Origin of the sequence: Streptosporangium saharense (genome assembly GCF_014203715.1) — a bacterium.
Taxonomy (GTDB): domain Bacteria; phylum Actinomycetota; class Actinomycetes; order Streptosporangiales; family Streptosporangiaceae; genus Streptosporangium; species Streptosporangium saharense.
In genome coordinates, this window is the sequence record NZ_JACHJP010000002.1 from 360,176 (window position 1) to 372,278 (window position 12,103).

A 12,103-nucleotide genomic window follows, 5' to 3' on the forward strand; every position below is an offset into this window, starting at 1 on the left:
CCTATTAGAGTTTTTAAACGCACTTTGCGGTTGGGGGAGAAAGCTGTGCTGAAGATGGAACGCCGTGACCTGAGGAAACCGCTGGCCGCCCTGGGGCTGGCCGCCGCCATGCTGGCCACCTCCTGCTCCGGCGGCACACCCTCGGCGAAACCCGCCGCCGACACCCCCGGTGAGACGACGAGCCCCACCCCCGCCGCCCCCACCATCAGGATCAGCCCCGCCGAGGGCGGCGCCGCCGTACGACCCGACAGGAAAGTCGTCGTCGCCGTCGCGGGCGGAGCCCTGGAGGAGGTCACCGTGCAAAGCGGCGACCACAAACTGGAGGGCGACTTCGACGCCCAGCGCACCAAATGGGTCTCCAGCGTGCCGATGATGCCCTCCAGCACCTACGACGTCTCCGCCCGCACCGTGGACGGCACCACCGCCACCAGCACCTTCACCACGCTCAAACCGAAGGTGGAACTGGCCGTCGCCGACGTCACCCCGTCCATCAAGGGAGAGAAGGTCGGTGTGGGGGCGCCGATCATCGTCACCTTCAACCAGCAGGTCACCAACAAGGCCGCCGTCGAGAAGGCCCTTGAAGTCAAGGCGGAGAAACCCGTCACCGGCGCCTGGCGGTGGATCAACGACACCACCGTGATCTACCGCACCGCCAAGTACTGGCCCGCCCACCAGAAGGTCACCTTCACCGCCCACATCAAGGGCGTCCGCGGCGGCAAGGACATGTACGGCGTCAAGGACCTCACCAAGGTCATCCGCATCGGCGCCGCCCAGATCTCCACCGTCGACGCCCGCAAGCACAAAATGATCGTCCGCCGCGACGGCAAGGTCGTGCAGACCATGCTGATCAGCGCGGGCAAGGGCGACACCCGCGAATACACCACCACCAGCGGCGTCCACCTGGCCATGGGCAAGGCCAACCCCGAACGGATGATCTCCCCGGGCCGCAAGAAGGGCGACCCCGGCTACTACGACCTGATGATCAACCACGCGGTGCGCTTCTCCAACAGCGGCGAATACGTCCACGCCCTCAACAACGTCTGGGCCCAGGGCCGCCAGAACGTCAGCCACGGCTGCGTCAACGCCCGCCCCGACCAGGCCAAGTGGTTCTACGAGCAGGTCCAGCGCGGCGACGTCATCACCATCACCGGCACCACCAGGGAACTGGAGTGGAACAACGGCTGGGGCTTCTGGCAGATGCCCTTCAAGGAGTGGAAGAAGGGCAGCGCCCTCAAGGCCTGACCCGAACCTCGGCGAGCGCCTCAAGATGCCGGGCCACGGTCAGCAGGTCGCGGGCGCGTTCCGCCGGGCCGCCGTCCCGATACCCGGCCTGAAGGGCGGTGAGCCGCTTGACGCAGCCGGCCAGCCGCTGACGCTGCGCGGGCGTCAGACGACCACCCGAGTCCAGGCACGCCAGCACGCACTCCCACAGCACCGTCGAGAGCCCGTCCCCACCGGAGACCAGGACCGCGGGCCGCCGCCGGTACCAGAAGCCCACGGCGTGCAGCGCCGCCTCCCACCGCGCCCCGTACCAGTGCGACGGCCGGTACGGGTTGACCTCCCCGGGACGGGGACTTCGCTCACCCCGCCGCTTGGCCCGGCGGCGGCCCTGCGCGTAGACCCGCTTCTCCTCCTGCCAGGCCGTACGGCTGGCCTCCAGGACCGCCAGGGCGCGCAGCAGGGCGGCCTCGTCGGTGCGGAACGGCCCGGCCTTGGCCCGCAGGAAACTCAGCGTCGCCTCGAACCCGATCGGCCGGTAGAGCCGCACGCAGGAACGAAGCGCCGACACCCGCCACGCGTGCGGCAACGCCGGGTCGCGCACCCTGCGGGCGAAACCCCCGAAACTCATCCGGCCATCTTCCGGACACGTTCGGCTCGACAGCGACCGGTGAGCCCGGGCCCTGCGGGGGAGCGGGCGATCCGACAGGAGCGCCGGGCACGGGCCTTGACGGGCGGTCGCGTTCCGACGGCGCCACAGAAGCCCTGAAGCCCCCTCACAGCAGGCTGATCTGCGCCGGGGCGGGAAGCGCCAGCGGGAGGGGCTGCTCGGGACGGGTCGGGCTCAGACCGTAGCGGGCGGCCACCTGCAGCACCTGCCCGACCACCCCCCGCGCGTACGCCGGATCGGCCTCGGCCCCCTCGGCGTACAGCTCGCCGTAACGGGCCTCCAGCGCCGGATGGTGCTCACGCACCCACGCCATGTACCACTCCCGCGCCCCCGGCGGCAGCCGCAGCACCCTCGGGGTGAGACTGACCGCCCCCGCCGCCGCCACGCGCCGCACCGTCGCGGCGATCTGGTCGGGGGAGTCGGTCAGCAACGGCAGGATCGGCGCCATCTCCACCCCGGTCGCCACCCCCCGCCCGTTCAGCTCCTCCACCAGCTCCAGCCGCTTCTGCGCGTCCGGCACCCCCGGCTCCACCCCCCGCCGCACCCGGTCGTCGACGAACGCGATCGAGACCACCACCCCCGCCCCCGGCGCACCCGCCAGCAGGTCGGCGTCGCGCAGGATCAGCGTGCCCTTGGTGTGCACGGTGAACGGCGCCCCCGCCTCACGCAGCGCCGCCACCACCCCCGGCATCAGCCGGTAGACCTCCTCGACCCCCTGGTAGCAGTCACCCGCCTCCCCGACCGTGACGTGCTCACCGTCCCACCGGGACGCCAGATCCGCCCGCAGCCGCCGTACGACATTGGTGCGCACCACGATCCGGGAGTCGAAGTCATCACCGGAGTCAAGCCCGAGACGGCGATGACCGTGCCGCGCCGAACAGTAACGGCACCCCCCGGCGCACCCCCGGTAGGGGCTGACCGTCCACCCCTGCCCGGTGTGCTCAAGCGCCGTACGGGCCTGCACCTCGTAACAGGTCAGATCGCCGTGCACCCGGGTCACCGCGGAACGCGCGATCCGCGGGCCGCCCCCGGCGGGCTCGGGCAGCAGGGCGGGAGCCTCCCATCGCATGCCGATCAGTGGAACACGCTTTCGACACCCCCCGCAAGGGGAACCGCCGCACCGGGTTTCCGGCCCCCACACCCGCTAGAAATGGTACGGTCATGCCGGTTTCGGGGGGGATGTAAGCAGAATTCGGGAAGGTGACCATGGCGTGGCTGCTCCTGGCGGGAGCCATCATCTCCGAGATCGTGGCGACCACCGCCCTCAAGTTCAGCGACGGCTTCGCCCACAAAGGATGGGCGGTCCTCGTCGTCGCCGGATACGCCACCGCGTTCGTCCTGCTGGGCCAGGCCCTCAAACGCCAGCTCGAGATCGGCACCGCCTACGCCATCTGGTCCGGCGCGGGCACCGCAGCCATCGCCGTCATCGGCATGCTCTTCCTCGGCGAGACCCTCACCCTGATCAAAGCCGGCGGCATCGCGCTCATCATCGGGGGAGTGGTCCTGGTCAACCTGGCCGGCAGCACCCACTGACATCTCCGGAGAAAGGCCCGCCCGATGACCACCATCCTGCACCTGGCCCTGGCCGCCGACTGGGACGCCGCCCAGACCGTGGGGGAGTACCGCGTCTCCACACTGGGCCGCACCCTTGAGCAGGAGGGCTTCATCCACGCCTGCGCCGACCGCGCCCAGCTCGACGGCGTCGTGGACCGCTTCTACCGCGGCGTCACCGCACCCCTGCTCGTCCTGACCATCGACCCCACCGGCCTGGACGTCCGCCTGGAGATCCCCGGCGACTCAGCCGAGGCCTTCCCCCACATCTACGGGCCGCTGCCCGTCACCGCCGTCCTCTCCGCCACCCCCCTCTGACTAGCGGCACAGGGCGCGCTCCAGCCGCCGCGCCGCCACCCACAACCCCGCCGCCGTCATCGCCAGCAGATAACCCGCGTGCCCCAGCAACCCCCACCCGGGCAGCCCCGCCGCCAACCCCCGCACCAGCTCCACCGAATGGAACAACGGCGTCGCCTCCACCACGACCCGCAACACCGGGGGATAGTCCCCGACCGGCGAGAACGTCCCGGAGAACAGGAACAACGCGAACTGGCCCGTCGTCACCAGATCGAAGTCCTGCCAGCCCCGCATCAACGTGCTGACCGCCATCCCGACCGCGCCGAACGCCAACCCCACCAGCAACGCCGCGGGAAAGACCGCCAACGCCCACCCCACCCGCGTCAACCCCATCGCCACCATCACCACGAGAAACGCCCCGGTGTAGACCGCGCTGCGCGTCATCGCCCACGCCAGCTCACCCAGCGCCACCTCCAACGGCCGCACCGGCGTCGCCAGAATCGCCTCGAACGTCTTGGCGTACTTCATCTTGAAGAAGAAGTTGAACGTCGTCTCCGACAACGCCCCCGACATCGCCGAGACCGCCAGCATCGCCGGAGCCACGAACACCGCGTACTCCACCACCCGCCCATCGGCCAGCCGCAACTCACCGACCAGCGCCCCCACCCCGACCCCGATCGACAACAGATACAGCACCGGCTCGAAGAACCCCGACGCCAACACCAGCCAGTACGCCGGACCCGAACGCAGCGCCCCCACGTTGCGCCCGACCACCGCCCCCACCCGGGCCGGAGAGACCCGCGCGGCCAGCACCGCAGAAACCATGACCGCCTCAGTCCCTCAACCGTCTACCGAACGCCGAAACCGCCCACACCCCACCGGCACCCGCGAAAACCAGCAGAACCCCCGCGTGCACCCACACCGGCCACGGCGGAGCCACCCCCAACGTCGCCGCCCGGCACAACTCCACCCCATGCCACAACGGCGACACATACGCCAGCGGACGCACCACCTGCGGCAACTGGTCGACCGGGAAGAACACCCCACCGAACAACGCCGAAGGAATCATCACAAACCGAAACAACAACGCGAAATAACTGTCATGGTCGATGCTCGCCGAGAACCCCATCACCGGCGCCGCCACCGCCACCGCCAGCAACGCCGCGACCACCGGCGTCACCACCGCCCACGGCGACCGCAACGCCCCGAACACCCCCGCCACCACCAGGAACACCACCACCGCGCTCTCCACCCGCAACAGCGCGTACAGCAGACCACCCACCACCATGTCGCGCACCCCCACCGGAGTGGCCCGCATCGCGTGGAACCCCCGCACCCACTTGAAGTCACCCAGCACCGAGTACGTCGAGTCACCGACCGCCATCTGGAACGCCGTCGAAGCCAGCACCCCCGGCACGATCCACGCCAGGTAACCCACCCCGCCGACCTCACCCACGTACCGGCCGACCCCCACCCCGAAACTCACCAGGAACAGCACCGGCAACACGAACGACGAGAACGCCGACGCCCGCCACAACCGCCGGTACAGACACAGATGCCGCTCAAGCACCGCGACCGCGGGAGAAACCATCTCAGTCCACCAACGTCCGGCCGGTCAGCTTCAGGAACACATCCTCAAGCGAGGAACGCCGCACCAGCACGCTCGACGGCACCAACCCCCGCCGGTGCACCTCCGCCACCGCCGCGTCCCCGTCACCGGTGTACAGCAACACCCGGTCAGGCAACGGATCCACCCGCCCGATCCCCTCCAGCCCACCCGCCGGATCCACCCCGTCAGGGAAACGCAACTCCACCACCTCCGGCGTGCAGTACGTCCCGATCAACGACCGCGGCGACCCCTCGGCGACGATCCGCCCCCCGTCCATCACCACCAGCCGGTCACACAACTGCTCGGCCTCATCCATGTAGTGCGTCGTCAGCACCAACGTCGTGCCCCGCTGCCGCAACCGGAACAACCGCTCCCACAGCAGATGCCGCGCCTGCGGATCCAACCCCGTCGTCGGCTCGTCCAGCAACACCAGATCGGGATCGTTGACCATCGCCCGCGCGATCGTCAGCCGCCGCTTCATCCCACCCGACAACGGCTCCACCCTGCTGGCGGCCCGATCCCGCAACTGCACGAAATCCAGCAACTCCTCAGCCCGGGCACGCGCCCGCGCCCGCGACATCCCGAAATACCGCGCATACGTCGTCAGGTTCTCCCGCACACTCAGATCAGGATCGAGATTGTCCAGCTGCGGGCACACCCCCAGCCGCCCCCGGATCCGCGCCCCGTCCCGCGCCGGATCCATCCCCAGAATCCGCAGCTCACCCGAGGTCGGCATCGACACACAGCCGATCATCCGCATCGTCGAGGACTTACCCGCCCCGTTCGGCCCCAGGAAACCGAACGCCTCACCCGGCGCCACCTCCAGGTCGATCCCATCGACCGCGGTGAAGTCACCGAACCGTTTGACAAGACCGCGCGCGCGGATCAGAGGCTGTTCAGACACGCCCCGGAACGTAACAGAGACCGCCGACACTTCCGCAAGGCATTAACCCCACCGCCCACGTCACCCAGAAACCCGAAAGCCACACATTTCAGTACGGGCCTAACCAATCCCAGCACGCCCCGATAAGATCACCCCATGACGAACACGGTATCCGTCATCCTCCTCGCGGTCCTCGCCACCGCGGTGGTCATCGGCCTCATCGTGCTCGCCGTACGGCTCACGCAACGCCCCCGCAACAGCCTCATCGGCGGCGGACTCGGCCCCGCCCTCATCGAACAGGTCCTGGAACTCAAAGCCGTCGGCGAGTTCGACCAGGCCGTCATCCTGGTCCGCGGCGAGACCGGCCTGAGCCACCGCGCCGCCTCACGCGTGGTCAGGAAACTCCACGCCCCCGCCCCCTGACAGCCCCTCGGACGGCTCCGCCAGCCTGCCGATCACCCCGTAGGCCGGATTCGCCCCCGCCGCCCTGCGCACCTCACGGGCCGTCGACGCCACATACGCCTGCCCCGTCACGATCGACGAGTGCCCCAGCAACTCCATCAACTCGTGCGCCGAAGCCCCCCGCTCCGCCAACCGCGTGGCGAACTCGTGCCGCAACGCGTGCACCAACGTTCCCCGCTGCACCCGGTCATGCACCCCCGCGTACCGGTAACACTGCCGCACCAAATACTGCAGCCCACCCCGCCGCAACGGCTCATTACGCGTGTCCACCAGGAAAGACGCCGACGGCGGCAACCCGGCGAGCCCGAACCGCTCCAACCGGCTGCGCACATACCGCTCGGCGAGCACCTCGACCGGCTCCTCGATCGGCAACGACCGCGTCCTGCCGCCCTTACCCACCACCTGAACCCGCCGCTCACCCGCAGGGCCGCCGAACGACCCCATCGTCAGCCCGAGCAGTTCCGCCGAACGCATCCCCGTGACCAGCGCCAACGCCAGCACCACCAGGTCACGCTCCACCCACGGATCACGCGCCTTGCGCGCCCCCGCCGCCACCCGCTCCAGCAACGTCACCGACGCCGAACCATCACCCAGCAACGGCTTGGGAGCCTTCGCCGGCTGCTTCGGCCGCGGCACCGCCGCCATCGGATTACCCTCCAGCACCCCCTCCGCCACACAGAACGTCAGAAACCGGTTCCACGCACTCCACGCCCGATTCACACTCGCCGCGGAACGCGACCCCGCGAAATCGGCGAACGCCGCCCTGACCAGCCGCGCCGTCAGCATCTCCACCCGCAGCTCCGCCACCGGAACCTCCGCCCGCCGCGCGGCCAGCTCCGCCACGATCCGCAGATCACTGTCATACCCCGCGACCGTACTGGGGGAGAGCTTCTTCACCCGCAACGACAGCAGAAACTCCCCGGCGACCTCCCACAGACTCATCCCCGCATTATGGAACGAACCCGGGGGAGGGGAGTGACCCCTCACCGGCCGGACCACCGCTCGGCGAACGCCAGCACACGATCGTTCACCAGCTCAGGCACCTCCAGGGGAACCGCGTGCCCCACCCCGGCCACCACCTCCGCGTGCCGTACCGGAAGCAACCGCCGCGCCCGCCCGACAACCCTGGCCGGACGCACCATCCTGCTGCGCCCCCCGACGAGCAACTGCACCGGCACCCCCACCCGCGCCAACTCCTCGTCACCGAACCGCCGCGCCGGACTGCGATCCGGCCGAAACCCCCGCGCCCCGGCCAGGACCGGCGCCATGATCTCCGGCCGCTCCACCAACGCCCACTCCGCCAGCAACCGATACAGCACCGGCCGCCAGGACAGGGGAGCCCGCATCGCGAACAACGCCGCCAGCAACCCCACCATGAACCGCAGCGGCACCCGCTCCAACCCACCCGGATCCACCAACGTCACCGACGCCAGCCGCCGCCCGCCGTACACCGCCTGGTTCAGCGCCAGCCACCCACCGTAGGACAACCCCACCAGATGCACCCGCCCCAACCCCAGCCCCGCCAGAACCTCCTCCAACCACGCCGCCGCGTCCCCGGACCCCGCCACCACCCGCCGCTGCACCCCACCGCCCGGATCGTCGATCGTCTCCACCGCGTACACCGGACGGACACCCCCGAGCCCGGCCGCCTGCCGATACCACGTGGAGGCATTCGCACCGTGCCCGTGCAACAACACCACCGGCTCTTCACCCTCAAGACCGCACCGGTAGACGCGCGTCGTCCCGAAGGCCGTCTCCACGTCCAGCACCTCGTGCGGCGGCCACAACGTCATCGCCACCGCGTACGCGGCCCGGAACTCCCGCTCGGCCCGCTCGTCACGAAACCGCCCCACCCCGGCCCGGGTCCCACCGTCCACACACCCTCCCAAATTGATACACACGTATACGATACGGTTGTACCAACTTGACGAGGCCACGTCCACAAGCGTCCACGAGGAAAGAACCCGATGAACCGGACGGACAACCGCGAAACCCGCCGCCACGACATCACCGAAGCGGTCCTGCGCGTCATGGCCAGATCAGGACTGCACGCCGTCACCATGCGCGCCGTCGCCACCGAAGCCGGCGTCTCCCTGCGCCTGGTCCAGCACTACTTCGACACCAAACAACACCTCATGCACGTCACCCTGCGCCAACTCGCAGACCAGATGGCCCAACGCCTGCAGACCAGGCTCACCGGCACCGAACGGCCCCGCGACGTCCTGCAAGCCGTCCTCGCCGAGGCCGTCCCCACCGACGAACGCAGCCGCACCTTCCACCTGGCCTACACCTCATACGCCGTCCTGGCCGTCACCGACGAGACCCTCGCCGCCCACCCGTTCCTGAGCACGCCCGACGCCATGGAGGACTTCGTCACCCGGCAACTGACCCAGGCCCGCGACGAGGGAGACCTGGCGCCCGGCCTCGACCCGCGCACCGAGGCCGTCACCCTGCTGGCGACCGCCGCCGGCCTGGGCATCGCCGTACTGGCCGGGCAACGCACCCCGCAACAAGCCACAACGATCCTGTACGGCCAGCTCGCACGGCTGTTTTCCAGCGCGGAGGAGGGCGCTCAGAAGTGATGCATAAGTAAAATTATGCATCAAAAACCACGAAACGACCGGGAAGGGGGCAGGTCAGGAGGTTCCCGACGGTCAGCCGGAGTCAATCGCTTGCCGCCGCCCGTTCTTACGAACCTGGATTTCCGGTACGGCGAGCACGAGGCGATCCGGAGCACATCGGAACGATCGCCGCAAGAACATGATCCACACGGACATCCGCCAGAAGATCATCCGGCGGAAGGTCGGAGAAACCGGCTCGTGACACTTGTTCAACCCCGGGCGGCATGCCGCCCTTCGAGCGGCCGCGTTCTCACAAGAATCCGGTGACCGAACCCGGCGCCCCCAGACTGCCCCGACCCCCTTTGTCCGGAAAAAGCCTGATACCGAACAGAAACCTCATTCTGTTTGGTATAGGAATATTGACCGTTGGACTCCCAAACACCACCTTTGTGAGCCGACTCGGACACGTCACCCCCGTACGACCGAATTCACGGAAGCCATCGGGAATGCCGCTTTCCCCATCGCGCGGCGGATGGACGATCGGCGCTGTTTCAGCTTCACAGAGAAAGCCAAACAGAAAGCCGGCAGCCGAAGCTTTCACCATGGGTCCGCCGGTTTCGTGGCGCCCCCCGCCAGGTGAGGGTCGCGGGGTGTTTTTTGGCGGGTTCCCGGAAAGGTCGTCTGTTTACCTCATGGGGTGGGTGTGGGGGGTGCGACGCGCCGTGGGGCGGTGAACTCCTGGAATTGTCGGTGCCGGGTCCTACGATGAGCCGACTCAGGAGGGGTGCTTGCCGATGCTGGATTCGCTCATTGTGCCGTTGCTGGTGACCACGGATCTGCCGCCGGACGCCGATCTGGCCGAGTTCGGGCGGCTGCTCGCCGACGCGGTGCGGGAGCCGGGCCGGGACGAGGTGTCGTATGCGGGTTTCCTGCACGGTGGGGTGTTCTGGCTGGATCCGCCGCGGGTGTCGGCGGAGCGGGGTGAGGGGCCCGTGGTGGAGGAGCTGCGGTTCGCGGCGCTGCTGGGTTATCTGTCGGTGAGTGGTGCGTGTGGCCGGGTCAAGGATGTGGTGGCTGATGCGGGGCGGGCGGTGACGGAGGCGGTTGTCGCTCGTTACGGTGATCTGGGCAGTGCTCCGGCGGTGATGGCGATCCGGGCGGAGGATGTCCGGGAGCGCACTCCCCCGTCGGCGGTGCCGGTGCGTACGGCGGGTGCCGTTCCTGAGTTGGTCGCTGCGGCTCGTCCCTACATGTGACATGTGCCGCCCGTGGGCGGGTGTGATCGTCTACGTTGGGCGGGTGGGCGCGATCGGTGGTCTGCGGTGTGTCGCCGTCCGGTGGTCTTCCCTCTCCCCCAGCGTGTGTGGGGCGCGTCCACGGTGGTGTCCGGTGGCGGTTCGTGTGCCAGGCGGGGTTGATCTGGGGCGGGTGTGGCCGGGCTGATCGTCGAGGAAGGGTGTCCGGGGAAGTCATGCGGCCAGCGGATCTGAATCGTCTCAGTGTGCGGGAGTCGGCTGATCGTTATGTGGAGTTGGTGCGGGCCAAGACGTTGACGGGGGCGTTGTCTCCGGCGACGGCGGAGGTGTACGCGCGTGATGTGGCGACGTTCGTGGGGTTGGCGGGTGAGGAGACGGTTCTCGACGATCTGACGGGTGAGGATGTCGACGCGATTCTGCTGGCGTTCGCGCGTAAGCCGGATGGGCGGCGTTCTGATCCTGGTTCGGGTGGTGGGGTGCAGTCGGCGTCGTCGCAGGCGAGGTTTCGCCGGTCGGTTTCGGCGTTGTTCAAGCATGCGATGTTGGCGGGGTGGGTGCAGGTTAATCCGATGACGTTGGTGACGGTTTCGGCCAAGGAGCGTGGCGGGTTGCGGCCGCAGCGGCGGGCGTTGACGCGGGAGCAGGCGCAGGGGTTGGTCGGGGCGGCGCGGGAGTTGGGTGATGGGCGTGCGGAGGAGGCGGGGCGGGCGCGGCGGCGTGATCAGCGGACGGAGTTGCGGGATGCGTTGATCGTGTTGTTGTTGTCGACGATGGGTCCGCGGGTTTCTGAGTTGGTGCGGGCGGATGTGGAGGATTTCTACACCAACGACGGGGTGCGTTACTGGCGGATCTTCGGTAAGGGCGGTAAGACGCGTGATGTGCCGTTGCCTGCTGATGTGGCTCGGGTGTTGGAGGCGTATCTGTCGTGGCGGGGTGAGGTGGCGCGGGGGGTTCAGGATCAGGACAAGGCGTTGTTGTTGTCGTGGCGGGGCAGGCGGTTGGCGCGGGGGGATGTTCAGGCGGTGATCGACCGGGTGCAGCGGCGGGTTGATCCTGATCGGCGGCGTTCGGTGACGCCGCATGGGTTGCGGCATACGACGGCGACGCATCTGTTGGCTGACGCGGTGGACATGGATGCGGTGCGGCGGGTGCTTGGGCACAGTGATCTGGCGACGCTGGGGCGTTACCGGGATGAGTTGCCGGGTGAGCTTGAGGTGGCGATGCGGACGCATCCGTTGTTGCGGGAGCGTGGCGCGTCGGGTACCGGCACCTAGACAGCCGGGGGTTAGGCGGCGCGTTCGGCGGTGCAGACTTCGGCGAGGACGTCCATGGAGATGCCGAGGACCTGGGCGAGGGCGGCGATGGTGAAGAAGGCCGGGGTGGGGACTCTCCCGGTTTCGATCTTGCGGAGTGTCTCGGCGGACAGTCCGGCGGCGGTGGCGACCTCCGCCATGCTGCGGGTGCCGCGGGCCTGGCGGAGCAGGGCGCCGAGGCGGTGGCCGCGTTCGTGGTCGAGTTCGGTCAGTGGGGGTCGCACCATGTGCGGAAGCTTAGCAAACGTGATAACAATACCGGTATAACTATTGGACCGGGAGG

15 protein-coding genes are annotated in these 12,103 nt (G+C 68.8%); 7 read left to right on the forward strand and 8 right to left on the reverse strand.

The genetic code is table 11. The features are described from left to right. Positions 1-54: 54 nt before the first annotated feature. The gene (locus FHS44_RS10735) at positions 55-1,242 is read left to right on the forward strand and encodes a L,D-transpeptidase (RefSeq protein WP_184715187.1); all 1,188 of its coding nucleotides are present in this window, start codon (positions 55-57) and stop codon (positions 1,240-1,242) included. On the opposite strand, the gene FHS44_RS10740 is transcribed toward FHS44_RS10735, so the two are convergent. After that, complete coding sequence (locus tag FHS44_RS10740; RefSeq protein WP_184713825.1) at positions 1,232-1,849, reverse strand: hypothetical protein; 618 nt, start codon at positions 1,847-1,849, stop codon at positions 1,232-1,234. The two genes, FHS44_RS10735 and FHS44_RS10740, sit on opposite strands and share 11 nt — an antisense overlap. 145 nt (positions 1,850-1,994) lie before the next feature. Then, positions 1,995-2,957: a radical SAM protein gene (locus tag FHS44_RS10745; protein ID WP_184713826.1), complete on the reverse strand. Its 963-nt coding sequence runs from the start codon at positions 2,955-2,957 to the stop codon at positions 1,995-1,997. Positions 2,958-3,094: 137 nt separating this feature from the next. Here FHS44_RS10745 and FHS44_RS10750 point away from each other — a divergent pair, with 137 nt between their 5' ends. Both FHS44_RS10750 and FHS44_RS10755 read left to right on the forward strand, forming a co-directional pair. Next, positions 3,095-3,421, forward strand: a complete 327-nt coding sequence (locus tag FHS44_RS10750) for a DMT family transporter (RefSeq protein WP_184713827.1) — start codon at positions 3,095-3,097, stop codon at positions 3,419-3,421. Positions 3,422-3,445: 24 nt separating this feature from the next. Beyond that, positions 3,446-3,757, forward strand: a complete 312-nt coding sequence (locus tag FHS44_RS10755; RefSeq protein WP_184713828.1) for a DUF952 domain-containing protein — start codon at positions 3,446-3,448, stop codon at positions 3,755-3,757. On the opposite strand, the gene FHS44_RS10760 is transcribed toward FHS44_RS10755, so the two are convergent. From FHS44_RS10760 to FHS44_RS10770, 3 genes are read right to left on the reverse strand one after another with little or no spacing between them, the layout of a single operon-like run. Beyond that, positions 3,758-4,561, reverse strand: coding sequence for an ABC transporter permease (locus FHS44_RS10760; protein WP_184713829.1), 804 nt, complete (start codon positions 4,559-4,561; stop codon positions 3,758-3,760). A gap of 7 nt (positions 4,562-4,568) precedes the next feature. Continuing rightward, on the reverse strand, positions 4,569-5,327 hold the full coding sequence (locus tag FHS44_RS10765) for an ABC transporter permease (protein WP_184713830.1): 759 nt from the start codon (positions 5,325-5,327) through the stop codon (positions 4,569-4,571). Position 5,328: 1 nt separating this feature from the next. Next, positions 5,329-6,249, reverse strand: a complete 921-nt coding sequence (locus FHS44_RS10770; protein WP_184713831.1) for an ABC transporter ATP-binding protein — start codon at positions 6,247-6,249, stop codon at positions 5,329-5,331. Positions 6,250-6,384: 135 nt separating this feature from the next. On the opposite strand from FHS44_RS10770, the gene FHS44_RS10775 reads away from it, so the two are divergent. Continuing rightward, positions 6,385-6,651, forward strand: a complete 267-nt coding sequence (locus FHS44_RS10775) for a hypothetical protein (protein WP_184713832.1) — start codon at positions 6,385-6,387, stop codon at positions 6,649-6,651. Here the strand turns inward: FHS44_RS10775 and FHS44_RS10780 are convergent. After that, positions 6,613-7,632, reverse strand: a complete 1,020-nt coding sequence (locus FHS44_RS10780) for a tyrosine-type recombinase/integrase (RefSeq protein WP_184713833.1) — start codon at positions 7,630-7,632, stop codon at positions 6,613-6,615. The two genes, FHS44_RS10775 and FHS44_RS10780, sit on opposite strands and share 39 nt — an antisense overlap. Before the next feature lie 41 nt (positions 7,633-7,673). After that, on the reverse strand, positions 7,674-8,567 hold the full coding sequence (locus FHS44_RS10785) for an alpha/beta fold hydrolase (RefSeq protein ID WP_221460648.1): 894 nt from the start codon (positions 8,565-8,567) through the stop codon (positions 7,674-7,676). 90 nt (positions 8,568-8,657) lie between these two features. On the opposite strand from FHS44_RS10785, the gene FHS44_RS10790 reads away from it, so the two are divergent. The 3 genes from FHS44_RS10790 to FHS44_RS10800 all read left to right on the forward strand — a co-directional run bounded on the left by FHS44_RS10790 (position 8,658) and on the right by FHS44_RS10800 (position 11,781). After that, positions 8,658-9,272: a TetR/AcrR family transcriptional regulator gene (locus tag FHS44_RS10790; protein WP_184713834.1), complete on the forward strand. Its 615-nt coding sequence runs from the start codon at positions 8,658-8,660 to the stop codon at positions 9,270-9,272. 773 nt (positions 9,273-10,045) lie between these two features. Further along, positions 10,046-10,507 (forward strand): hypothetical protein, encoded by a 462-nt coding sequence (locus tag FHS44_RS10795; protein WP_184715191.1) that lies wholly within the window; start codon positions 10,046-10,048, stop codon positions 10,505-10,507. Between the two features lie 245 nt (positions 10,508-10,752). Next, positions 10,753-11,781 carry a tyrosine-type recombinase/integrase gene (locus FHS44_RS10800; RefSeq protein ID WP_312863597.1) on the forward strand — a complete coding sequence of 343 codons (1,029 nt, stop codon included), beginning with the start codon at positions 10,753-10,755 and terminating at the stop codon, positions 11,779-11,781. A gap of 11 nt (positions 11,782-11,792) precedes the next feature. Here the strand turns inward: FHS44_RS10800 and FHS44_RS10805 are convergent, their stop codons facing one another. After that, positions 11,793-12,047, reverse strand: a complete 255-nt coding sequence (locus FHS44_RS10805; protein WP_184713835.1) for a helix-turn-helix domain-containing protein — start codon at positions 12,045-12,047, stop codon at positions 11,793-11,795. Between the last annotated feature and the right edge of the window lie 56 nt (positions 12,048-12,103).

Bases quoted from the DNA above. Each gene is read 5' to 3' on its own strand.
- FHS44_RS10735 (WP_184715187.1), top strand. From the start codon at position 55: ATGGAACGCCGTGACCTGAGGAAACCGCTGGCCGCCCTGGGGCTGGCC.
- FHS44_RS10740 (WP_184713825.1), bottom strand. From the start codon at position 1,849: ATGAGTTTCGGGGGTTTCGCCCGCAGGGTGCGCGACCCGGCGTTGCCG.
- FHS44_RS10745 (WP_184713826.1), bottom strand. From the start codon at position 2,957: ATGCGATGGGAGGCTCCCGCCCTGCTGCCCGAGCCCGCCGGGGGCGGC.
- FHS44_RS10750 (WP_184713827.1), top strand. From the start codon at position 3,095: ATGGCGTGGCTGCTCCTGGCGGGAGCCATCATCTCCGAGATCGTGGCG.
- FHS44_RS10755 (WP_184713828.1), top strand. From the start codon at position 3,446: ATGACCACCATCCTGCACCTGGCCCTGGCCGCCGACTGGGACGCCGCC.
- FHS44_RS10760 (WP_184713829.1), bottom strand. From the start codon at position 4,561: ATGGTTTCTGCGGTGCTGGCCGCGCGGGTCTCTCCGGCCCGGGTGGGG.
- FHS44_RS10765 (WP_184713830.1), bottom strand. From the start codon at position 5,327: ATGGTTTCTCCCGCGGTCGCGGTGCTTGAGCGGCATCTGTGTCTGTAC.
- FHS44_RS10775 (WP_184713832.1), top strand. From the start codon at position 6,385: ATGACGAACACGGTATCCGTCATCCTCCTCGCGGTCCTCGCCACCGCG.
- FHS44_RS10780 (WP_184713833.1), bottom strand. From the start codon at position 7,632: ATGAGTCTGTGGGAGGTCGCCGGGGAGTTTCTGCTGTCGTTGCGGGTG.
- FHS44_RS10790 (WP_184713834.1), top strand. From the start codon at position 8,658: ATGAACCGGACGGACAACCGCGAAACCCGCCGCCACGACATCACCGAA.
- FHS44_RS10795 (WP_184715191.1), top strand. From the start codon at position 10,046: ATGCTGGATTCGCTCATTGTGCCGTTGCTGGTGACCACGGATCTGCCG.
- FHS44_RS10805 (WP_184713835.1), bottom strand. From the start codon at position 12,047: ATGGTGCGACCCCCACTGACCGAACTCGACCACGAACGCGGCCACCGC.